At 50.6% G+C, this 21,794-nt stretch carries 18 protein-coding genes and 1 pseudogene; 6 read left to right on the plus strand and 13 right to left on the minus strand.

All coding sequences use genetic code 11. From position 1 onward, the window contains the following. Positions 1-183 precede the first annotated feature (183 nt). Positions 184-1,137: a hypothetical protein gene (locus DZC79_RS00135; RefSeq protein ID WP_157976820.1), complete on the minus strand. Its 954-nt coding sequence runs from the start codon at positions 1,135-1,137 to the stop codon at positions 184-186. Between the two features lie 255 nt (positions 1,138-1,392). Here DZC79_RS00135 and DZC79_RS00140 point away from each other — a divergent pair, with 255 nt between their 5' ends. The 4 genes from DZC79_RS00140 (at position 1,393) to DZC79_RS00160 (ending at position 5,185) form a co-directional block, all read left to right on the plus strand. After that, the gene (locus DZC79_RS00140) at positions 1,393-1,956 is read left to right on the plus strand and encodes a LemA family protein (RefSeq protein WP_118949523.1); all 564 of its coding nucleotides are present in this window, start codon (positions 1,393-1,395) and stop codon (positions 1,954-1,956) included. Positions 1,957-2,009: 53 nt separating this feature from the next. Beyond that, positions 2,010-2,936, plus strand: coding sequence for a M48 family metallopeptidase (locus DZC79_RS00145; protein ID WP_118949524.1), 927 nt, complete (start codon positions 2,010-2,012; stop codon positions 2,934-2,936). An 84-nt stretch (positions 2,937-3,020) separates the two neighbouring features. Beyond that, complete coding sequence (locus DZC79_RS00150; RefSeq protein ID WP_118949525.1) at positions 3,021-4,355, plus strand: dihydroorotase; 1,335 nt, start codon at positions 3,021-3,023, stop codon at positions 4,353-4,355. A gap of 335 nt (positions 4,356-4,690) precedes the next feature. Next, complete coding sequence (locus DZC79_RS00160; protein WP_198666710.1) at positions 4,691-5,185, plus strand: hypothetical protein; 495 nt, start codon at positions 4,691-4,693, stop codon at positions 5,183-5,185. A gap of 50 nt (positions 5,186-5,235) precedes the next feature. On the opposite strand, the gene DZC79_RS00165 is transcribed toward DZC79_RS00160, so the two are convergent. The 10 genes from DZC79_RS00165 to DZC79_RS00210 all read right to left on the minus strand — a co-directional run bounded on the left by DZC79_RS00165 (position 5,236) and on the right by DZC79_RS00210 (position 15,431). Continuing rightward, entirely contained in the window at positions 5,236-5,529 is a 294-nt protein-coding gene (locus DZC79_RS00165; RefSeq protein ID WP_118949527.1) for an HU family DNA-binding protein, read from the minus strand. A gap of 146 nt (positions 5,530-5,675) precedes the next feature. Further along, positions 5,676-6,503 carry a hypothetical protein gene (locus tag DZC79_RS00170; protein ID WP_118949528.1) on the minus strand — a complete coding sequence of 276 codons (828 nt, stop codon included), beginning with the start codon at positions 6,501-6,503 and terminating at the stop codon, positions 5,676-5,678. A gap of 20 nt (positions 6,504-6,523) precedes the next feature. Further along, positions 6,524-7,039: a hypothetical protein gene (locus tag DZC79_RS00175; RefSeq protein ID WP_157976821.1), complete on the minus strand. Its 516-nt coding sequence runs from the start codon at positions 7,037-7,039 to the stop codon at positions 6,524-6,526. A 225-nt stretch (positions 7,040-7,264) separates the two neighbouring features. Beyond that, positions 7,265-8,431, minus strand: a complete 1,167-nt coding sequence (locus DZC79_RS00180) for a proline dehydrogenase family protein (protein ID WP_118949530.1) — start codon at positions 8,429-8,431, stop codon at positions 7,265-7,267. A gap of 117 nt (positions 8,432-8,548) precedes the next feature. Continuing rightward, positions 8,549-11,416: a M16 family metallopeptidase gene (locus DZC79_RS00185; protein WP_118949531.1), complete on the minus strand. Its 2,868-nt coding sequence runs from the start codon at positions 11,414-11,416 to the stop codon at positions 8,549-8,551. A gap of 209 nt (positions 11,417-11,625) precedes the next feature. Next, entirely contained in the window at positions 11,626-12,603 is a 978-nt protein-coding gene (locus tag DZC79_RS00190) for an NAD-dependent epimerase/dehydratase family protein (protein WP_118949532.1), read from the minus strand. A 95-nt stretch (positions 12,604-12,698) separates the two neighbouring features. Then, the gene (gene pheS / locus DZC79_RS00195) at positions 12,699-13,727 is read right to left on the minus strand and encodes a phenylalanine--tRNA ligase subunit alpha (RefSeq protein ID WP_198666711.1); all 1,029 of its coding nucleotides are present in this window, start codon (positions 13,725-13,727) and stop codon (positions 12,699-12,701) included. Between the two features lie 66 nt (positions 13,728-13,793). Beyond that, positions 13,794-14,117: a hypothetical protein gene (locus DZC79_RS00200; protein WP_118949533.1), complete on the minus strand. Its 324-nt coding sequence runs from the start codon at positions 14,115-14,117 to the stop codon at positions 13,794-13,796. Between the two features lie 230 nt (positions 14,118-14,347). Further along, the gene (locus tag DZC79_RS00205; RefSeq protein WP_198666712.1) at positions 14,348-14,608 is read right to left on the minus strand and encodes a DUF1801 domain-containing protein; all 261 of its coding nucleotides are present in this window, start codon (positions 14,606-14,608) and stop codon (positions 14,348-14,350) included. A gap of 76 nt (positions 14,609-14,684) precedes the next feature. Beyond that, entirely contained in the window at positions 14,685-15,431 is a 747-nt protein-coding gene (locus DZC79_RS00210) for an NYN domain-containing protein (RefSeq protein WP_118949534.1), read from the minus strand. Between the two features lie 99 nt (positions 15,432-15,530). Here DZC79_RS00210 and DZC79_RS00215 point away from each other — a divergent pair, with 99 nt between their 5' ends. Then, positions 15,531-16,862: a DEAD/DEAH box helicase gene (locus DZC79_RS00215; protein WP_118949535.1), complete on the plus strand. Its 1,332-nt coding sequence runs from the start codon at positions 15,531-15,533 to the stop codon at positions 16,860-16,862. A 70-nt stretch (positions 16,863-16,932) separates the two neighbouring features. Here the strand turns inward: DZC79_RS00215 and DZC79_RS00220 are convergent, their stop codons facing one another. Continuing rightward, the gene (locus DZC79_RS00220) at positions 16,933-18,057 is read right to left on the minus strand and encodes a T9SS type A sorting domain-containing protein (RefSeq protein ID WP_118949536.1); all 1,125 of its coding nucleotides are present in this window, start codon (positions 18,055-18,057) and stop codon (positions 16,933-16,935) included. A gap of 937 nt (positions 18,058-18,994) precedes the next feature. Next, positions 18,995-20,404 (minus strand): annotated as a pseudogene (locus DZC79_RS21785) (immunoglobulin domain-containing protein); the annotation flags it as partial. Between the two features lie 445 nt (positions 20,405-20,849). Here DZC79_RS21785 and DZC79_RS00230 point away from each other — a divergent pair. Next, positions 20,850-21,518, plus strand: coding sequence for a response regulator transcription factor (locus tag DZC79_RS00230; protein WP_118949538.1), 669 nt, complete (start codon positions 20,850-20,852; stop codon positions 21,516-21,518). Positions 21,519-21,794 lie beyond the last annotated feature (276 nt).

Here is a 21,794-nt window from a genome sequence, read left to right on the forward strand (position 1 = left end):
AGAGGAGGAGCAATAATGCTGTGCCTGAAGGCCTTGACTATCCGGCTTTTGTCTGCGGGCGCGATATGCGGGAGGAAATCCCATCCCGATAGTGGAAATGATCGATACCGTAGCACAGAAAACGAAAAGCGCGGTGGAGGCCACCGCGCTTTTTTACTTGAATCCATACCGGATATCGCTATATTAAAGACCGCTCAGGGCAGCCTGGATACTTTCTATGGAGCTCGCCACCGGCGTTGCGGCAATATTCAGGCCGGAGCTGACGGTAACGTTTTTCCGTACATCCACAAAATAGCTGCCATCTTTGGCAGAGAGCACCACGATATGAATGGTGGCGCCTACCGGCAGCATATAGTTGTCGTTTCCGAGATTAAAAGAATGGGTTCCGGCATCATAGTCATCCAGGGAGCTTACCGAATTTATCGCGGGAAAAATAGCATATACCTGTGTATTGCCCAGGTCGTAGCTGTTGTCGGGCATGGTTACCCTTACCTTCGTCTTGGGATCAGGAGCCGAATAAAAATAATCGCAATTGATCCAGTTGAAGACCGTGCAGGTATCGAACAGGTAGTAAATTTTGGTAGAAATCTTGGTCGTCTCCATTACCGTTTGCTGCTGCTCATCGGACCATTGCACCCGGGTACCTGTAGAGTCGACCTTTTCTACACCCAGGAATAAGGACATCGGTTCAGTAGAGAAGCCGGGCTGCCTGAACCCCAGGGTATAGCCATTGGTAAAGACATCACGGCCGTTCATGGTGGCCACGATCTTTACCGAGCCACCGCTTTGCAGCCTTCTTTGCTGAACGGTGGTTGTGGTTACCCGGTTGGCGATCATATCGCCGGGCTTATACATTTCGGTCAGCTCGATATTGATGGTACCGCTGGAAATAATATTTCCCTGCCCGTCTTTAAAGGATTGCGGATTGAATTTTATTAAAGTGCCCTGGGTGCCTTCAATAGTCTGGTCAGTACCGGCATTTACGGTAAAGCTTTGCGGTGCGGTCTGGAGGTGCAGGAAGAGATAGCGCAGCTGGTTGCCATTGTTCAGGACGATATCTTCTTTTTTACAGGCAGAAAAAAGGACCAGCAGGGAGCCGAAGAGCAGCGCGCATTTCAATAAGTTTCTTTTCAACATACAGGTTCAATGTTTTAGTGCATTACCGGCGATGGGGGATAGCGTCGTGCACAAAGCTACAGCCATGTTCATAGACGCAAAAAAACAGGGTTGCATTGGCTTTTCCCATTACCCAATTCCTAAAATACTGTTAGAACGCAATGCACAACATCTCTACCTGCTGCCAAAGCACGTTAAAACACCGTTTTACCAAAGCGGGCGCGGCCTTGTAAGCCTAAAAAAATGCTATTTTCGTAATACTAAAAACTTTATGTTATGGCTGCAACCATCATTATCGTTGTCCTCATCGTCCTCCTTGTGTTCTGGCTCATCGGGCTGTACAATAAGCTGGTGCGATACCGCAACAACCGCGAAAATGCTTTTGCCGATATCGATGTGCAGCTGCGCCAGCGCAACGACCTTATTCCGCAGCTGGTAAGCACGGTGAAAGGCTATGCTGCACATGAAAAAGACCTGCTGGAACGTATCACCCAGGCCCGTTCGGCTGTCATGAGCGCCGGCAGCATCAACGACAAGATACAGGCCGACACCCAGCTCACCCAGGCGCTGCAGGGACTTCGCGTAAGCGTAGAGGCTTATCCCGACCTGAAGGCCAATACCAATTTCCTCCAGCTGCAGGAAGAGATCTCCGATATCGAGAATAAGCTGGCAGCAGCCCGCCGCTACTTCAATGGCGCTACGCGTGAGCTCAACAACGCCGTGGAATCCTTTCCCGGCAATATCATGGCCCGTGGCTTCGGCTTCAGCCGCCAGCCGATGTACGAGCTGAGCGCTGAGCAGCGCACTTCGATGGAAGCACCGCCACAGATCAATTTCTAAGCTTATTTACTTCGACCGGCGGGAGCGATCCCTGCCGGTTTGTCTTTTTATTTATGGCCTACGTTGGTATACAAACCCAGATCAGCCGCAACAACCGCAATACTTTCCTGCTGCTGGCAGCCTTTCCCCTGCTGCTGCTCGGCATGGTCTATGTATTCCTCTACGTGATCAACCGGGATAAAAGCATGGTCAATCCTGCTTTCGTCACTGCCTTGCCTTTGGTATTGGGTGGCACGGCCATCTGGTTTGTTATTGCTTATTTTTCCCATAGCGCGCTGATCCGTATGGCCACGGGAGCCGAGCCGCTTGAACGCCGGGAAAACACGAGGGTCTACAACCTGGTGGAGAATCTCTGTATCTCACAAGGGATGAAGATGCCAAAGATATACGTAATCGAGGACGATTCGCTCAATGCCTATGCCAGCGGCATCAACGAAAACACTTATGCGGTAACGCTTTCCAGGGGCATTATTGCCCGGCTCGACGATGCCGAGCTGGAAGGGGTCATCGCCCACGAGCTGTCGCATATCCGCAACCGAGATGTGCGCCTGCTCATTATCTCCATTGTATTTGTCGGCATCTTCGCCTTCCTCAGCCAGATCGCCATGCGCAGCTTTTTCTTTTCGGGCGGAAGGCGCGGCAGGGACAAGGACAACAGCGGTGTTATTATGCTTGCCGCTATCGTCATCACGGCTATCGCTTATCTCATTTCGTTGCTGCTGCGTTTTGGTATCAGCCGGCGCCGCGAGTATATGGCCGATGCCGGTGCAGCAGAGATGACGCGCAATCCCCAGGCCCTGGCCAGCGCATTGCGTAAGATCTCGCAGGACCCTTATATCGAAGCCGTAGAGAATCAGGACGTGGCGCAGCTCTTTATCGACCATCCTTCGCCTGAAAACAAAAGCTCCTTTTCGTTGTACCAGCTCTTTGCTACGCACCCGCCTATCGAAAAAAGAATACAGGTGCTGGAAGCCTTCTGAACATGGTTCTCCGCATATTACAGCCTTCCTGTTCTATAAAAATGGCGGGCATCACCTACCTTTGCGCCTAAATTCCCGAGAAAAATGGCGCAACCCCTGCTGATCAAAAATGCGACCCTGATCAATGAAGGCCGGCAATGGCAAGCCGACCTGCTGGTAAAGAACGGAAGAATAGAAAAGATAGCCGCGCAGATCGACCCCGGCGGCGCCGTACACGAGATAGACGCTACCGGCAAATGGCTGATGCCCGGCGTGATCGACGACCAGGTACATTTCCGCGAACCGGGCCTTACCCATAAAGCGACCATCGGCTCCGAAGCCCGGGCCGCAGTGGCCGGCGGAACCACCTCGTTTATGGAGATGCCCAATACCAATCCTCCCGCCACCACGCAGGAACTGCTGGAGCAGAAATACGACCGTGCTGCAGCCACTTCGGTAGCCAACTATTCCTTCTTCATGGGCGTGGCCAATGATAATGTGGAAGAGGTGCTGAAGACTAATGCGAAAAAGCGCGATGTCTGCGGCATTAAGATCTTTATGGGTTCCAGCACGGGCAATATGCTGGTCGACAATTATGTTACCCTCAACAAGATCTTTGGCGATACCGAGCTGCTGATCGCCACGCATTGCGAAGATGAGCGCATTATCAAAGCCAATAAGGAGCTGTATGCCGATGCCGATAACGCTTCTTTCCACCCGCTCATCCGCAACGAAGAGGCCTGCTTTGAATCGTCCTTCTCTGCGGTGCAGCTGGCCAAGCAGCACAATACGCGGCTGCACATCCTGCACATTTCTACAGAAAGAGAGCTGCAGCTGTTTACCAATATGTTCCCGCTGAAGGACAAGCGCATCACCTGCGAGGTATGCGTGCACCATCTGCATTTTACGGCCGACGACTATGCAAGGCTGGGCACCCTTATCCAATGCAATCCAGCCATCAAAGCGCCGCATCATAAAGAAGCTCTGTGGAAGGCCCTGCTCGACGACCGCCTCGACATTATTGCTACCGATCATGCACCACATACCCGGGAAGAAAAGCAGCTGCCTTATGGCAAAGCGCCCTCGGGTCTGCCGCTGGTGCAGCATTCCCTGCAGATGATGCTGCACTATGTAAAGGAAGGCCGCATCAGCCTGGAGAAGGTAGTGGAAAAGATGTGCCATGCGCCGGCCGAATGTTTCCGCATCGAAGAGCGTGGCTACCTGCGCGAAGGCTACTGGGCCGACCTGGTGCTGGTAGATCCCAACACCAGCTACACGGTGGAGAAGAACAATATCCTGTACCACTGCGGCTGGTCGCCGCTGGAGGGCAATACCTTCCCGGCTACGGTAAGCCATACGATCGTAAGCGGCAACGTGGTCTTTGAAAACGGTAAAGTGAATGATAGCACAAGAGGTATGCGCCTGCAGTTCCAGGCCTGATCTTTTGCTATAACAAGAAGTATAAAGCCCGGCGCTGCCGGGCTTTATTTTTAGGGTCACTGATATTGTGCTTGCGCTTGTATGACGGGGATTCTTCACTGCACAAGCGCAGCAAAGTCTACAAACGGTTAAAGGCACCTGCTCCGTCGCCTTGAGTACACAGCAACCGAAGGAACCGGATTGCTCTTGAATGATCAAGGTTCTTCACTGCGCATACAACGAACTGCGTTAGGGGATAACAACTCATTCTGGCAAAGGCTTCGGGGTAGATGGCTCGGCGGATTGCTACAATAAAAGCAGCCCGGAAGCAGTTATAGGTTTGCAGCATCCACACCATGACCATTTCCTTTGATCTCGACGATACTTTAATACCAGGCATAAAAAGGTTCCCGACCGAAAGCCGGACGCTGCTGCGAAGGCTTAGCGGCGCAGAGCCCTTACGGCAAGGTACAATAGCGCTGTGGAAGACCTTGCAACGCGAGGGATACCGCATCGTTATCTATACAACTTCCCTGCGCTGCCGCCGTAAAATATGGTGGACCTTCCTTGTACACGGCATACTGCTGCATACGATCATCAATCAGAAAACACATGAACACAGGCTGGGCCAGAATAGCCGTTTGCATTCCAAATACCCGCCTGCATCCGGGATTGATGTGCATATCGACGATTCGGAAGGTGTGGCCAGGGAAGGCTTGCGGCATGGGTTCAGGGTTATTGTACTGGAGGAGCAACAGGTCGGTTGGCAGGCTTATATCCTGCAGGCCTTACAACAGCGGGCCGTTCAGGCCGCTATGCGTCCCGACCGGCCCGCCGCTCCGGCTCAATAAAAAAGCGGGGACCATGGTCCCCGCTTTTCGCTTCGTTTTGAGCGAAGAAATTATTTTTTGGGTGTTTTTGCGGCAGCGATCTTGGCAGCGAAGTCTTTACCTGCTTTGAACTTAGGCAGCTTCCTGGCTTTGATCTTAATCACCTCACCAGTTTGAGGGTTGCGACCGTTACGGGCAGAGCGTTGAGATACGGAGAAAGTACCGAAGCCAACCAGCGTAACGTTCTCGCCTTTTTTCAGAGAAGCGACTACAGCGTTGGTGAAAGAGTTCAATACTTCATTAGCCTGAACTTTAGTAAGGCCGGCATCTTTAGCAATTTGCTCGATTAATTCAGCTTTGTTCATAATTCTGATTAAGTTTTTATAATTGAAAAGCGATGTTACAAAAGTTCATTGAAACAACAATGGAATTTTTGGAAAATGTGGAAAATTATGTTTTCTCCAAGCCAATCCTGTAGCGGCTTTGAGGCCTTCGACCGGCTGAAAGGCCTTTACCACTTGTCGTTGTCCCATCCAAAAGAGAAGGGGAACACCGCGATGCCGATGGTATAAGTGGGCCTTATTTTGAAGTTGAACTTATAGTAATAGTCGGAATCGCGCAGGTACTGGTCGCCTGTGCTGTAGTCGTAGATCGTCCTGGAGCCCGCGATTACCATGCCTTTCACCTTCCATTCCACACCGGCAAAAAAGCCGAACTCTGCCTTTACATAAGGCTTAAGCCCCAGCTTACCGTAGTTCTGCGAACCATCGGCGAGCTGGCCGGTGGCAAAGTAGGGCATAACGCCGGCGCCGGCCCTCACAGTTACCTTATCCACTTTATTCAGACTGGCTTCGCCACCGAGGATAATATCCACGCCTATCGGCACACCGATAAAAATATCTTTGGCATCGTAAGTAGTGCTGACTGCAGGATCGAGCGAAGTATTACCCAGGTTCCAAACACTGCCTACACCATATATGCCTGTGCTCAATGCCAGCATACTGGTGCGGCTGAAATAGGAAAGCGGGAAATAGACTCCGGCATAGCCGCTGGCCGCCCTGTAATTGAAGGTCATCGAACGGCCGTTACCGGCAATGATCTCGGGGTTGGACGGATCTCTGAAGCGGTCGCTGATGGTAAGGCCGCCGCCGCCAGAGGTCATACTGTAGCAGAGCTCCATGCGGTGAAACAGGGAAACATCGCGTCCGTCGGCTCTGCGGTTCAGGTAATTCTGTACGTCGCGGGGCCTGATGGATTGCGCCTGAGTGCTTGCAGACATTGCCGTAAGGAGCACTGCCGGCAGCGCAGTATATAAAAGCTTAGTAACAAATTTGTTCATAGTAGCCTGTTCTTTTTCGATTATTTATTGACTTTAAAATAGCCTTCTGAAACCTTAATAGTGGTGTCCGGAGAACCGGGAATGCCTGGTGTCGATTTTAAGGTGGAATAGAAATAGCCTTCGAGCGTCGTGGCTGTATTCATAGTAACTTTTAAGCTACCCGATGCGCCCATGGTAACGACTGCGGGGATCACCAAGCTCGCGCCGGAAGGTGCGGGCATGGCAAATACCTGCCCCGCTTTGGCGTTGGCCGGAATGGACACCGATATGATCACATCATCCGTTTGGCCAAGCACATTATAATAAAGCCCGGCTGCATCGGCAACCTTGATTTGTTCGGCCAGCCAGGGTTTACCATCTATTTTGGCCGACATGGGCGCCGAGCCTTTCCAGTTAAAGCCTACACCGGCGCCATTGCCGCTGCCGGGTACTCCATTAGTCTGACTCTCTTCTACCTTAACATCATATTGCTTGTTGCAGGCGCCCACGCTCAAAAGGGTGACCAGGCTCGCAGTTGCGATTAATGAAATTTTCATATTTGAATATTTTACGCCGCCAAAATAATTCTTTTTTCAATATTTTTAACTTTTTACGATTAACTATTTTCCACACATCTTTTGTCAAATGATCGCTGCGATACTTTAAGGGTATACAGGACGGAGTATGATGAACATTGACCTTCGAGATGAGACTTGAACCCACCCATAAAAAAACGGCAGGTCGTCATTGACCTGCCGTACTTCCTATAATCTACGCTGTGCTCACAGTCCTCTTCTGCTCATTTCTTTTTTGATCAGGCCCAGCTCCCGACCCGTCTGGCCGGCTACTGAAGTGTTTTCCTGCGCGCGGCGCATCAGGTAAGGGATCACATCTTTCACGGGGCCGTAGGGCAGGTATTTGGAAACATTGTAGCCGGCATCGGCCAGGTTGAAGGTAATGTTGTCGCTCATGCCATAGAGCTGCGAGAGATAAATATGGTTGTTGCCGGGCTGCAAGCCTTTCTGCCGGATGATCTCCGTTGCCTTGTAGCAGCTCTGCTCATTGTGTGTTCCGATAAACAGGGCAATGCTGTCCAGGTGGTCCAGGCAATAGGCTACACCGAGGTCGTAATCGCGGTCGGTACTGGCCTTGTCGGGCTGTATGGGTGAAGGATAGCCTTTTTCTTCGGCCCGGGCACGCTCCTTTTCCATATAGGCGCCGCGTACCAGCTTGGCGCCGAGGATATAGCCACGGGCCATTGCTTTCCGGTGGGAGGCTTCAAGGAAGATAAGCCGGTCGTGGCGGTACATCTGGAAGGTATTGAAGATCACGATCGAGCCCTTGTTATATTTCTCCATCATGGCATCGGCAAGATCGTCTACCGGCTGTTGTATCCAGCTTTCTTCGGCATCGATCAGGATCATATTGCGGCAGCGCGCGGCGGTGGCACAGATGCGGTCGATGCGGTCCTGCACCCGCTTCCATTCTTCCTGCTCGGCGGCCGATAAGGCTGCGCCTTCATGTATCTTTTCCAGCAGGCCGAAACGGGCAAAGCCGGTAATTTTTATGGGAATAAAGGGTATATTCTTCTGGGTGGCCGCGTATTCGATCGCTTTGACGAATTCGGGAACCGCGTGGTCAAATTCGGCTTCTTCTTCCTTGCCTTCCACACTGTAATCCAGCGCCACGCCTACATTATAGCGGCCCAGTATGGCCGAGGTCTGCGCGGCCTCTTCGATCGTCTCTCCTCCGCAAAACTGCTGGAAGATCGTTTTCTTGATCATGCTTTTTATCGGCAGGTTCCAGCTCATAGCCAGCTGCGTCAGCCTCATTCCTGTTTTGGAGAGAAAGGGTGAGCTCATGGAGGAAAAGAGGAAATGAGCCCGCTTCAGTTCCTTATCGCTCCGGTAACGGAAGGCGATCTCTGTATTATCGAAGGATAATGGCATAGAATAGAAAAGAAAAAATTGTTGGCAAAGATAGGATGGATTGGATAGTTTTTAGCCAAAAAAGAAGTTCTGCGGCCAAAGGCCGCAGAACTTCTTTTTACTCTGGCAGGAGGCATTTTATTTTCCGCCCTTCGCTTTGGTGTCTTTAGCGGGTTCAATCTTTTCAGGGTACAGCACACCTACGAGGCTGCTTCCGCTAAACATCTTACCAGCCGTGCCTTTGATGTCGGCAGCAGTCACTTTGGCCAGCTCTTTATCGTAGTTAAGGAAGAAATCCTTGCTGAAATCCCAGAACAGGATCCTTTCCAGCTGATCGTTCCAGTAGCCGTTTGTCTTCAGGCTTTCCTTACGCTTCTCCGTAATGGCCAGCTTTACTTTATCCAGGTCTTTCTGCTCGGGGCCTTTGGTACGGATATCGTTTATTTCTTCATCTGCTTTTTTCACGATGGGCTCCACATTTTCGGGACCGCAGGGGAAACCGCCCTGTATGGTAAAGTGAGGATAAGGGAAGCGGGACATGTCGCCGTTCATACCACCACTATACATTGCGCCCATCTGCTCCCTGATCTGCTCCAGCACTTTGATGGTCAGTATTTGTCCCACCATATCGGCCTGCAGATCGAGGCTTTCGGTATAAGGCGCCTCGGCATTGTACATCGTCATTACAAGACTTTTTTGTTCCTGGCCTTTTTTGAAGTCCAGGCGGTTGCTGCCGGCAATAGGGCGAAGGCCGTTATCCTTGAACGCAGGCCTGGTGCCTTTAGCCGGCAGGCTCGCAATGTATTTTTCCAGTAGAGGCTTCAGTGTATTTTCATCTACGTTGCCCACGATGAAGAAATGAAAACCGTCGGCATTGCTGAATTCATTTTTGTAGATATCGAGACAACGGTCGGCATTGATCTTTTCCAGGTCGGCAGCTGTAGGTACTGCTATCGGGCGGCGGGGATCGTTATGGTATACGAATTTGATCACGCTGTCGATAAAGGCGACCTGGGGATTGCTACCCAGGAACTGCACCTGCATCTTCATGGTGCTGAGGAAGCCGGTAAAGAGACCATCATCTTTGCGGGGCTCGGTAAGCTGCAGATAAGTGAGCTGCATCAATGATTCCAGGTCCTTCACAGAAGATTTGCCTTTCAGCTCGGAAGAAACTTCACCCATGGCAGGGGTCAGCTCCAGGGTCTTTCCGGAAAGGAAATCAGTAAGTGCAGTAGGTGTGAATTGTCCATAGCCCATGGATTCGATCACCTGGGACAGGAACTGGGTGTTGGATTTGTCTTCGGGGCCGTAATTGCTGCTGCCGCCTTTTTTCACGGCAGTCATTACGATCTCGTCGCTTTTGAAATCGGTCTTCTTCACTGTTACTTTCACGCCATTGCTCAGGGTATAGGTGGTAACGCCCAATTCTTTATCGGCAACTTCACCTGTGATCTTTCCGGCAACAGGCTCTTTGTCCAGCAATTGCTTGGCCACCACCTTCTCAGCATTGGCAGTTACTTTCTGCGACAGCGCAGCATCCACCATCTCTTTCAGCTCCATGTCGGTAGGCAGCTTCATCTGCTTGCTATCGGGGCCGGTAATGAAGGTGAAATATTCGCCGGTGTTCTCTTTAGACAGCCATTTTTTGGACTGGGCATTCACCTCCTCTATCGTAATGCCGGGGAGCAGGTCCTGGTAGTAACGGTACTCATTTTCAATGCCGGGAATGGGTTCCTGATCAGTGAAGTTGCGCACATATTCATCTATCAGACGCCCCGATTCGGTAGTATTCCTTTCATTGTATTGTTTTTCGACATTGCTGAGCATCTGCTTTTTAACGATCTCCAGCTCGGAGGCGGTAAAGCCGAAGTCCCTTGCTTTAACCAGCTCGGCAATCGAAGTATTCACTGCCGTTTCCATACTGCCGGTCGGGATCGCGATCATACCGAAGCTTTCTTCGTTACGGATAAAGTTTTCCATATCTGCACCGGCAATGGCAAAAGGAGGGTTGGCGCTTTGGGTCAGCTCCTGGTACCTGCGGTTCAGCATGGAAGTGAACAGGTTCTTTACGATATCTTCACGGTAATCGCCTATGGTCACTTGCTTCTTAACTTTATGCGAAGAGAATACCAGCTGAAAACGATAGTTAGTGGCCTCTTTGTCGGTAATTACCATGGCGGCAGACTGCGTATAGGCAGGCAGGCCGTAATCTTTACGCGGCCTGGGCTGTGCGGGATTCTTCAACCCGGCGAAATGCTTTTTGATCAGCGCTTCGGCCTGGTCTACCGTAATATCGCCTACTACGGCAACGGCCATCAGGTTGGGGCGGTACCAGTCACGGTAGAAAGAACGGATCGTTTCCGGCTTAAAGGTTTTAAGAATATCATCTTTACCGATAGGCAGACGATTGGCATATTGTGAGCCGGCAAACAGCTTGGGCAGGAATTTCTTTGCCATGCGATCCTCGGCGCCTTTGCCCGAGCGGCTTTCTTCCAGCACGATGCCACGCTCTTCATTAATGTCCTGTTCGGTAAGGTTAGCATTGTGCGCCCAGTCTTCTATTACCTGGAAACCGCTTTCGAGGTTGCCGGGCTTGTCGGTGGGGATGGGCAGGATGTACACCGTATGGTCAAAGCCGGTCTCGGCATTCAGGTCCGCACCGAATTCCACACCGATCGATTGCAGGAAGTCGACCAGCTTATTTTTAGGGTAGTTTTTCGTTCCGTTGAAGTTCATGTGCTCCATGAAGTGCGCCAGACCTTGCTGATCGTCGTTCTCCAGTATAGAACCCGCATCAACCACCAGGCGAAGCTCTACCTTCTTTTCCGGCTTGCTGTTGGGGCGTATGTAATAGGTAAGGCCGTTGGGCAGCTTGCCCATCTTCACTTTGGGATCAACAGGCAACTTGGCATCCGTTTTCGTCTGGGCCAGGGTTACCAGGGGGCTAAGGGTAGTGCCTGCGATGAAACAGGCCAAAGCCACACTGGAAAAGGTTTTTCTAAGCATAAAAAGGGAGTTAATGAATAAATGCAAAATTAGAATATCGGGATCGCAGGCAATTATTTTTCTGCTAATTAATGTTAAGCTCAAAATCCGGTTGCCCGTCCTGATATAAACCCCGTAAAGATATTAAAGACCAGGCATGCTATTATAACCCTTACAGGGTCATTTTTTGGAAATACCGGTTTCCGGAAGACAGGCTGGTATTGGCGATGCTAATGCCGTTTCCGGAAAGCCGCTGCTATCCTTTCAAAAGTATCTTCCAGGTCGCGGTATTGAAAATCGGGAAATTGACGGAGGAACTTTCCGTTGTCGTAATAGTAGCGGGTTTGCGCGGTACGTGCCGAGGCTTTGCTTATCGTGATCTCTTTCCCGGCCAGCCTGCTTTTCAGCACTTCGGCGCGCCATACGATCTCCGACATCCAGGGAGTCGCTTCTTTAAAAGGCGGTTTCCGTTTAAGCGCTCTGGCCAGGCCGGTAAATATTTCTTTATAGGAAAAATTGCCGTTGCTGATAATGAACCGCTCTTCGCTGATGCCGCTGTTCATAAGCCTTACCATGGCTGCTGCCACATCTTTTACATCGACCCAGGAATTGACGCCGCGGGTAAACCAGGGAAATTCGTCGTACACGATCTGCACCAGGCGGGCCGAGCCTTTGGACCAGTCGCCCTCTCCCAGGATAATGCCGGGATTCAGGATCACCGCATTCAGGCCTTCGGCCATGGCGCGCCAGACTTCCATTTCAGCCAGGTATTTGCTTTCAGCATAAGCGGAGTTATTCTTGCGCTCCTCCCAGTGCGTATCTTCCGAAATCAGTGCGGGCTCGCCGTTCACAGCGGCTGCGCGGCCCAGGGCGGCTACCGAGCTCACGTGGACCAGCTTCTGTATGCCGGCTTCCAGGGCGGCATTCACCAGGTTGGCTGTACCGGCTGCATTTTCCTGTATCATCCGCCCGCTTTTTGCCGGGTCGAACGACACGATAGCGGCACAGTGATACACATGTGTCACATCACGCAAAGCCTCTTCCACGGCGAAGACATCGAGCAGGTCGCAGGACATCCAGTCCAGATGTGCAAAGCCGAAGTCTGGCTTCCGGCTGTGATAAAGCCCCCTTACGGGTACCGGCTGCTGTGCCAATACCTGGAGTAAATGCTGGCCTAAAAACCCGCTGGCGCCTGTAACAAGTATCAAGAAAGGTCTGTTTGCTGTGTACCGGAGCCCGGTAAAGTTTGTGATCTATTTCGTAAAAACGGGTCGTCGAATGGTTATCGACGACCCGTATGCATTTAAGTATTTGCCTGGAATTGCCGCAGGAACCGTACATCGTTCTGTGAGTACAGGCGCAGGTCGTTGACCTGGTAACGGATCTGCGTGATCCGTTCCACACCCATACCAAAAGCAAAGCCGCTATACTTTTCCGGATCGATATTAAAATTGCGGAGCAGGTCGGGATGTACCATGCCGCAGCCCAGTATCTCTACCCAGCCGGTATGCTTGCACAGGCTGCAGCCACTGCCGCCGCAGACGGTACAGCTGATGTCCATTTCGGCGCTGGGCTCCGTAAAAGGGAAATAAGAAGGACGGAACCGTACCCGGGTCCCCTCGCCGAACATTTCGGTAACAAAGGCATAAAGGGTTTGCTTCAGGTCGGCGAAGGAAACATGCTCATCAATATACAGTCCTTCACACTGGTGAAAGAAGCAATGCGCCCGGGCGCTGATCGTTTCGTTGCGGTAAACACGGCCGGGGCAGATCACTCTTACCGGAAGCTTACCTTCTTCCAATACCCTGGCCTGAACGGAAGAGGTATGGGTGCGGAGCAGCCAGTCGGGATTCTGAGCTACGTAAAAAGTATCCTGCATATCCCTGGCTGTATGATCGGCAGGCATATTCAGCGAAGTGAAGTTGTGCCAGTCGTCTTCGATCTCAGGCCCTTCCGCAACGCCGAAACCGAGCTTGCCGAAGATCTCTATGATCTTATTTTCCACGATCCGGAGCGGATGGCGGGTGCCCAGCGGTATATCTGTTCCCGGCAGGGACAGATCGGCGGCCTGCGTGCCGCCTGCCTGATCTTCCTGCAAATGGCTGAAGCTTTCGTAATGGCCTTCTGCCAGCTGCTTAAAGGCATTGAGCAATTGTCCCGCTTCCTTTTTCTGATCGGCGGGTACGTCTTTCATCCCTGTCATCACCTCTTTCACAAGGCCCTTAGTACCTAAGAATTTGATACGGTAAGCCTCCAGCTCTTCTTTCGTGGCCGGAACAATGCCCTTGATCTCCTGGGTTAACGCCTCGATACGCGTTTTCAACGATTCCATAAGGGGGCAAAGATAAGCTTCCGGCGGGATAAGAGAAAGACCGGGCCAAAATAGCACCAAGGTAGTTTAATTGGGGATACGGAACTCCTGGCGGGCCACCTGCTTGCGCTTCAGCTCCTGGTATTTTTTTCGTGCCATATGCCACATCAGCAAAGCGAAGAAAAAGAAGCCAGCAATGAATTTGAGCCAGGTGAATAAAAAACTGCTGCTGCTTACGGCATCGGAGAGCGTGGAGAAGGAAAGCAATCCCTTAAACGCCAGCTTGAAAGCGGCGACCAGGACCGGAACAATAGTACCCCATACCAGGGCGGTAAGCACTACATAGCGCCATCTTCCCCTGCTGCGCCTTGTTTCCCATTCATAAATATATTTCTCTTCGCGGGACAGCATGAACTCCTAATTTGTCAAACGCCTGGCAACGGGCGTCTAAAAGAATAATGATCGGAAAGCCCTTTTGTTTAAATTTTAAAAAGATAAATTTATAGCGCTACAGCAAATCAATAAACCCGCAAATTTAGTTCATTTTTCTCCGCAAAAATCAATACAGGAGACGCGCAGCCGCCAGTATCCTGTATATCTTTTCCAGCGGAAGATCCTGCCATGGGCCAGCAACAATATCTTCATTTTCTTCCGTTCCTCCTGCAGCAGCTCGGGGTGCGGCAATGTATGCCCCGCACGATACCCAGGTATGGCTGCCCTGAATCCTTCCTGGTCCAGAGATAGCAGAACATCTTTCCCTTATAGGTATAGAAGGGCATACGATACTTCCAGGCTTCGGCTATATACGGATCGAAGCGCAGCAAAGCGACACGCAGCGCCTGCATACAGCTCCTGGCGGGCTCATCCAGGTTTTCGAAATACTGGTCTATAGGGCGGAACATAGGGATGCTTAAAGTTAATACCGGAGACGGGCAAGCCAGCTCTTACCATCAGCCGGCATAAGCGTCCAGAGATGGACTAACGGGCACGAACGTAAAAATGAGGGGTATGATTCTTCCCCGTCAGCCGTTCTTCTACTTCGATGCCCGGTATGCTTTTGATCAGGTCGAGCAGCTTTTTATGCCCGAAATTACGGGGATCGAAATCGGGCTGCTTCTTCAGGATAAGGCTGCCCAATGCGCCGAGGAATACCCAGCCATCTTCTTCGGCCAGATCCTGCACACTGCTTACGATAAGCTTATTCAGGGCTTTGGTACCGGCTGCAGGACTTCTTCCCTTTTCCTTTTTGGCCCTTTTCACCGGCTTGGTGGGTTCCGGCTCCGCGGCTTCTTTGGGCAGTATTTCGATATAGATAAACTTATTGCAGGAAGCAATAAAAGGCTTTGGCGTTTTTTTCTCGCCCATGCCGAAAACCTGCTTGCCGGCTTCGCGGAGCCGTGTGGCCAGCCGCGTAAAATCGCTGTCGCTGGATATAATGCAAAAGCCGTCTACATTGCCGGTATACAGGATATCCATGGCGTCGATAATCAACGCAGCATCGGTAGCATTCTTGCCCGTGGTATAAGCGTATTGCTGTATAGGGATAACGGCGTTTTCGAGCAGCGCCGATTTCCAGCCGCTGAGCGTAGGCTTGGTCCAGTCGCCATAGATCCGTTTGAATGTAGGCGTACCGTATTTGGCTATTTCTTCCAGCATGCCTTTGATATTGGAATAAGGCACATTATCGGCATCGATCAGAACGGCGAGTTTCAGCTCATTGTCCATAGGTGTTGTTTTTAAAAAATGGCAGTAAAGCTGCCTGAACAAAATTAGGCAAAAAACAGAGCAGGCCGAAGGCTCTCTTTCTTTCGTACTTTTGCAGCAATGTCGCATAAGAACTACGACCAGGAGCAAATCCTGGCCAACCTCAATATTGAAGCCCTCAACGAAATGCAGATAGCTTCGATCGAAGCCAATACACAGCACCGGGATGTGATTCTGCTCTCAGCAACAGGTTCAGGAAAAACGCTGGCCTTCCTGCTGCCGATCCTGGATCGCCTCGACCCCACAGGCAAAATGACGCAGGCCATAATCATCGCACCTTCGCGGGAGCTGGCTATGCAGATCGAGAAGGTATTCAAGCAAATGGGCACTGGTTACAAGATCACCTGCTGCTATGGCGGTCATAAAAGGGAGATCGAAGAGAACAATTTGATTCAGCCGCCCGCAGTAATTGTGGGTACACCGGGCCGTATTGCCGATCATATCCGCAGGGAGAACATCAAGACCGGCGCCATCAGCACACTGGTGCTGGATGAATTTGACAAATCGCTGGAGCTGGGCTTCCACGAGGAAATGTCGGAGATCGTCGCCGCTTTACCTGAGCTGGATAAACGGATACTGACCTCGGCTACAGCAGCCGTGGATATACCCGGCTTTGTGGGGCTGGAGGCCGCACAGGAGCTGAATTTCCTGGCAGAGCAGGAAGAGCGGGATAATGCGCTCGCCATAAAAGTGGTCCATTCGGAAGACCGGGACAAGCTCGATACCCTCTTCAACCTGGTCTGCTACCTGGGCAACCGCCCTACCATTATCTTCTGCAACCACCGGGAGTCGGTGGAACGCACCAGCGATCTGCTGTGGCAAAATGGCATCATCAACGAATATTATCATGGGGCCATGGAACAGCGCGACAGGGATACGGCGCTGTGCAAATTCCGTAACGGCTCGGCCAATATCCTGGTCACTACCGACCTTGCAGCAAGAGGCCTCGATATTCCCAATATCCGCTATATCGTCCACTACCACCTGCCATTGACCGAAGAAGTGTACACGCACCGCAACGGCCGTACGGCCAGGATGGAAGCCAGCGGTACCGCCATACTCCTGCTTTCTCCCGAAGAAAAGCTACCTGCCTATATTCCCGTTGAGGAAACTGAGGAGATCAAACTGCAGGGACCTTATGAGCTGCCGGAAAAACCGAAGTGGACCACGCTGTATATCCCTTTGGGCAAAAAGAATAAAGTGAACAAGATCGATATCGTGGGCTTCCTGTCGCAAAAGGCTGAGCTGAAAAAAGAAGATATCGGGCTGATCGAAGTCAAGGATTTCAGCGCTTTCGTCGCAGTGCGCAAGGTAAAGGTCAGCCATGCGCTGCATCTTCTCAAAGACGAACGCATCAAGGGCAAAAAGGCGAAGATCGAAGTAGCCAAATAGCAAAACAAAAGGGGACAGCTTTTCAGCTGTCCCCTTCTTTTGAATGGTAATGCGGGCAGGTGTATCGTAATTAATGACGTACAACCAGCTTTTCAGTGGCTGCGCCTGTAGCGGTATTAATGCGTATGGTATAGCTTCCGTTGGCCAGGGAAGATACATTCAGCTCATGGCTTGTTGTGCCGTAGGTTACCGGAACATTCAGCCTTTGGCCGGTTAAGGTGTACACTTCAATGCTTTGTACGCCGGTGGCTTCCACGTTTACTTTGCTGGTGCCGGCCGGATTGGGAAATACTTTCACATTGCCGGCGCCATCGAAGATCACCTGGACGATCTTGCTGTAGGTAGTTTTTCCGTCTTTATCCAGTTGCTTCAGGCGGTATTGATTCAGACCAGGCAGCGGTTTGGTATCGGTAAAGCTGTATTCCAGCTTATCGTTGCTGTTGCCGCCAATAGCCAGGCTGCGCTGATAACCAATCCTGGTGAAGGTTTTGCCGTCGGCGCTGCGCTCGATATCAAAACCCTGGTTGTTGATCTCGGAAGCGGTACCCCAGGTTACCAGGGCATTGGCGCCTTCCCTTTGCGCTTCAATATGCGTAAAGCTAACCGGCAGTACTACACCGCCAAGGCCCACCACGCTTATCGTCGGAGAGTTGGACAAGCCGACGGAGGTCGAGCCGTTATTGTAAAAGCGGGTAGTTTGATCGGTTGAGTTAGCGCCATCTATAGACACATAGAATTCCGTAGCGTCGTTAGCTCCGGCGGAACCCGGTGTGCCGTCGAACAGCCGGCCAACCAGCTCAACAGTAGAAGAGCCCAAGCCATTGGCAAAGGTTACATTAAATGCGTTCAGCTCTCCGCCAACAGGGATGTTTACGGGATTACCTCCATTGATCACGGCAGAAACGTCATAATAATGGAAGCTGTTTTCGGTATATGGAGGTGGATAAGTAATGCTGCCGGGTGTTGTCATCAGGCTGGTTGCCGTTAAGGTAGGATTACCAGCTCCCTGGTCGGGAATCCTGATACCAAAACGCATGCTGACAAGGTTGCCGGAGATCGCAGCAGCCGTGTTGTTCTTGATCCTTACGATCACAGAGTTAGGCGTCGCGCCATAAATCAGTGTCCCCTGGATACCTTGTGCATCGGCAAAAAAGGGCATCAGGGCAAGTGCAGATAATAAAGATATTCTTTTCATAAAGGAGACATTAGATGGTTAAAGCAATTATGGTTGGTGGTCAAAAAGTAGTTAGTTAATTATGGCAAGATGATCCGGGGCGTTTCTTCCTGAAACGTCCCGGATTCCTTGTTATATAGTGATGTGCAACAGCATATGAAAACAGGTGATCTGTTACCCTTCGCCGGTGAAGAGGTTATTTCTTCTGCTCGAAGATGGTAATGTATTCGCTTCCCCCCAGGTTGAGCAACAGAGCATCGCGGTCGTTTTGGGCGCCGTTGAAACGTACGATACCGTCCAGGTTTACATCGGCCGGCGTGTACACACTGAAAATGGTCGATGCTTCATTTCCGCTTAGGAATTGGAGAATAACATCGCGGTCATTGGTCGCTCCGTTGAACCGGGTATTGGAATTGCTGTTGGCATTGCCGCCGCGCATAGCTGTATAGCCGTTGAGCGTAACGAAAGCGTTAGCATCGCCAAAAAGTGTTGCGTCGGTTGCGGAAGTAAAGTCGAACAGGTTATCTCCCGGAACATAGGGCGTAAGGTTGCTGCTCAGCGCAAGGTGATTGCGATGCCTGATCGTGAGGTAGTACGATCCTGCCAGCGCCTTCATCACTATAGGCTGGGTCTTATCCAGGTTAGTGATGTTGCCGTTTTCCAGCATAAATCCGACTTTGCGGTCGACCAGGTTGTTTGCAGTATCTTTCAGCTCGAGCAGCACCCAGTCTACAATATCGGTATTGGCCGCAGTAGCGGTAAATACAGCTGCCGATACAGATTCGGTTCCGGGGTAAAGGAACGGCGCAACGCTATAAGGCTGTGTGGTAGCATTAGCCGCCAGCACAGTTGCCCAGGCTGCAGTTACGTCCCTGTTACGGTTGCCATCGAAGGTTCCCTGCAGGTAAGCGATAGGGCTGAAGGAAACGCAGTTCCCGTTGGTACCGGTTACAGAAACCGGCATACGGGCCGATTCTACCCCGGGACAAGTAGATGAGGTCACATAGAAGCTAACAGTAACATTGTTGGCGGGAACCGTCATATTGTAAAAGGTATCGGTGCTTACCACAGTACCGGCATCGTTATACCATTTATAGCTGGTAGCCGGCTTCACGTTGCTGATCGCAAGGCGCATGGAAGTGCCGGGACAGCTGGTAACCGGCGGTACGGGTACTATAGGGGCTGGCGGTACGCGGTCCACGCTGTACAGCTCGATAAACTGGGCCACTGAAATATTGGCCAGCTGTACATAAGTAAGGCGTATTTCGTCGTACTGCATATTCTGCGCTGCAGTAGTATCCACCTTCAGCTGGAATTCAGCGGGAATATTGCTGCCCAGGTTCAGGGAGATCAGGGCCAGCAGCTGTGCGCTCAATACACTGCTCAGGCTGGAGGAGCTGAGAAGCGTATCGTGGCGATAGGCGTCAACGGTCATAGTATTGAGCACATTGGCAGAAAGCAAGGTTGCCGGGAACCTTAACCGGAACTTTACCTGGTCTCCGGGCTTGGACAGGTTGGAGAAATGAAAGCTCTGGCTGAAGGTAGAACCTATAGCTACTGTGGCCGTACCATATCCGAAAGTAGAAGCAGTAGTCGTATCGGCATCAATGGCGTATTGAGGGTTCTTTACCGGCAGACCGTCGGGGCCCGTCAGCAAGCCCAGGGAAAGACCGGTAGCATCATATGATGTCGTTACGAAAGGATTGCAGGGATCATAAGCACCGCTCAAGTAAAAAGCATCCTGCACTTTAAGGGTATAGCTGGAAGCCACCAGGCCACCGGTAACCACCGATATGCGGAGCCGGCGGTAGGCAAGGCCGGCGCTGGCCTTGAAAGTAAGGTATGTCTGGCCGGTAGCATCCTTAACAAAATTGAAGCGGCCCTGGGTAAATACACGGGTACCGTCCGAGTTGTAGCTAACCAGGGTGGTTCCGGCATTATTTTTGACATCCACTTCTATATGGCGGTTGCCCAGCAATCCGGTAACCAGGTTACCAAGCGAGCCTCCGGCCAGTACAGACAGCAAGCCCTGGGCGTCGTCCTGTATGGCGACATATACAGTAGCGCCCTCCGGTACATCTCCCGAAAAACCGATTTCAACATAGCTGCTTTTTTGAGACCCGAGACCCAACAGTATGGTTTCGGCCTGGAGCGTGGCAAAAGTAGCCGGTACGCCATCAGAAGCATTTGCAAAATCGGGAACATCAAAAGTTGTAGGAATAATGCCGCCACCCGTACTGTGTGCTATCGCATTTGTCGCATAATTCCGCGTAAGCTGCGCTTTTGCGGAGATGGAGAGGGTAAGCAGGGAAACCAACACTGAAGTGAACAGCAGTTTATCCCTGAAGTGTAGAGTTTTCTTTTTCATTGCCAGTCTGTGTTTTACTTTGGTTAGGTAAAAAAGATGAGGAAATAATATCTCTATAGGGTTTTGGCTCGTGCCTAAAACATTACATCCTATCGGAATACATAGCAAAGTTCTGCTGGTTTCCTTAAATGAGGATTATTAGTTATACTAAATTAAATTAGAGCTAACCACTAATTTTAATGACAATTACATAGAAATACTATACAAGTACTAGTAGAAATACTAGTTACAATTCAAATATTTTGCTTTATATTGCAATAATTATAACATAATTGAGTTTCATTTTCAGGCTCTATGTTTTTAAAAGTATCCAATTGTCATATTATAATTCCAGGCGCATACTTTAAGCCATCTGAAAACCAACCTGGTGATTATCAGGAAGCCGGAAGAGCATAAAGTATAGTCGCTAGTATAAATCATATCCATAGCACTAAAAAATAATATAATGATTGAGATTCTTATTGTCGACGACCATCCGATCTTCCGGCTCGGATTAAAAGAATTTTTAAGTCAGAAAAGCCAATTCAGGATCATAGGCGAAGCGGGCACCGGCGAAGATGCCATAGCCCTGGCCCGTGAGCTCAATCCACACATTGTGATCATGGATACCGATGTCCCCAAAACCAACGGGATAGACGCAACCAACCAGATCCTGAAACAAAACCCTTCCATTAAAGTGATTGCTCTCTCTCACTTCGACGATGATAACGAGGTCATGGAAATGCTGAAAGCCGGCTCGAAAGGCCTCATCTTTAAATCGGGCGAAATGGAAGAAGTGATACAGGCAGTAGAGAAGGTCGCCGCAAATGAAGAGTTCTACTCTAAAGAAGCTGTTGAGGTGATCATTAACCGTTTTGCGCGCGGCAATCCTGAAGTGAAGGCCTTACTGAAGATACCAGGCTTTTCAGACCGCGAAATGGATATCATTAAGCTGGTTTGCCTGCAGAAAACAGCGAAAGAGATCGGGCATCTTTTATTTATCAGTGAAAAGACAGTGGATTTTCACCGGCAGAAGATCATTGAGAAAATGTCGGTGAAAAATATTATCGGTCTGGTATTATACGCTATTAAAAACGGTTTGGTTAACATCAATGATTTAGAGCTCACACAATAATTTTACAAAGCAATTCCCATACATTTACTATCCCCGGGATATACCACAAGTATTCCCGGGATTATTTTTCCCAGCCTGTGTTTTTCCCGGTATTTTCTCTCCGACACGCGCTTTATCGATAGCCCGGATAAATTAAACCCGGCCTTTGTCGATTATCAGCATAAAATATTAGCACAACCAGCGCCATTACGGACTTTTGCTTCATCTTTTCTTGCACAGCTACGGTACAGCTTCCCGCAGCTCCTCTTGCAAAAAGCCGGTGGCGTTTTATTAAAA

Origin of the sequence: Taibaiella helva (assembly GCF_003545695.1) — a bacterium.
Classification (GTDB): Bacteria; Bacteroidota; Bacteroidia; order Chitinophagales; family Chitinophagaceae; genus Taibaiella; species Taibaiella helva.

What these genes read in the sequence shown, in the direction of transcription:
- DZC79_RS00135 (WP_157976820.1), bottom strand. Translation starts at nt 1,137, where the DNA reads ATGTTGAAAAGAAACTTATTGAAATGCGCGCTGCTCTTCGGCTCCCTG.
- DZC79_RS00140 (WP_118949523.1), top strand. Translation starts at nt 1,393, where the DNA reads ATGGCTGCAACCATCATTATCGTTGTCCTCATCGTCCTCCTTGTGTTC.
- DZC79_RS00145 (WP_118949524.1), top strand. Translation starts at nt 2,010, where the DNA reads ATGGCCTACGTTGGTATACAAACCCAGATCAGCCGCAACAACCGCAAT.
- DZC79_RS00150 (WP_118949525.1), top strand. Translation starts at nt 3,021, where the DNA reads ATGGCGCAACCCCTGCTGATCAAAAATGCGACCCTGATCAATGAAGGC.
- DZC79_RS00160 (WP_198666710.1), top strand. Translation starts at nt 4,691, where the DNA reads ATGACCATTTCCTTTGATCTCGACGATACTTTAATACCAGGCATAAAA.
- DZC79_RS00165 (WP_118949527.1), bottom strand. Translation starts at nt 5,529, where the DNA reads ATGAACAAAGCTGAATTAATCGAGCAAATTGCTAAAGATGCCGGCCTT.
- DZC79_RS00170 (WP_118949528.1), bottom strand. Translation starts at nt 6,503, where the DNA reads ATGAACAAATTTGTTACTAAGCTTTTATATACTGCGCTGCCGGCAGTG.
- DZC79_RS00175 (WP_157976821.1), bottom strand. Translation starts at nt 7,039, where the DNA reads ATGAAAATTTCATTAATCGCAACTGCGAGCCTGGTCACCCTTTTGAGC.
- DZC79_RS00180 (WP_118949530.1), bottom strand. Translation starts at nt 8,431, where the DNA reads ATGCCATTATCCTTCGATAATACAGAGATCGCCTTCCGTTACCGGAGC.
- DZC79_RS00185 (WP_118949531.1), bottom strand. Translation starts at nt 11,416, where the DNA reads ATGCTTAGAAAAACCTTTTCCAGTGTGGCTTTGGCCTGTTTCATCGCA.
- pheS (WP_198666711.1), bottom strand. Translation starts at nt 13,727, where the DNA reads ATGGAATCGTTGAAAACGCGTATCGAGGCGTTAACCCAGGAGATCAAG.
- DZC79_RS00200 (WP_118949533.1), bottom strand. Translation starts at nt 14,117, where the DNA reads ATGCTGTCCCGCGAAGAGAAATATATTTATGAATGGGAAACAAGGCGC.
- DZC79_RS00205 (WP_198666712.1), bottom strand. Translation starts at nt 14,608, where the DNA reads ATGTTCCGCCCTATAGACCAGTATTTCGAAAACCTGGATGAGCCCGCC.
- DZC79_RS00210 (WP_118949534.1), bottom strand. Translation starts at nt 15,431, where the DNA reads ATGGACAATGAGCTGAAACTCGCCGTTCTGATCGATGCCGATAATGTG.
- DZC79_RS00215 (WP_118949535.1), top strand. Translation starts at nt 15,531, where the DNA reads ATGTCGCATAAGAACTACGACCAGGAGCAAATCCTGGCCAACCTCAAT.
- DZC79_RS00220 (WP_118949536.1), bottom strand. Translation starts at nt 18,057, where the DNA reads ATGAAAAGAATATCTTTATTATCTGCACTTGCCCTGATGCCCTTTTTT.
- DZC79_RS00230 (WP_118949538.1), top strand. Translation starts at nt 20,850, where the DNA reads ATGATTGAGATTCTTATTGTCGACGACCATCCGATCTTCCGGCTCGGA.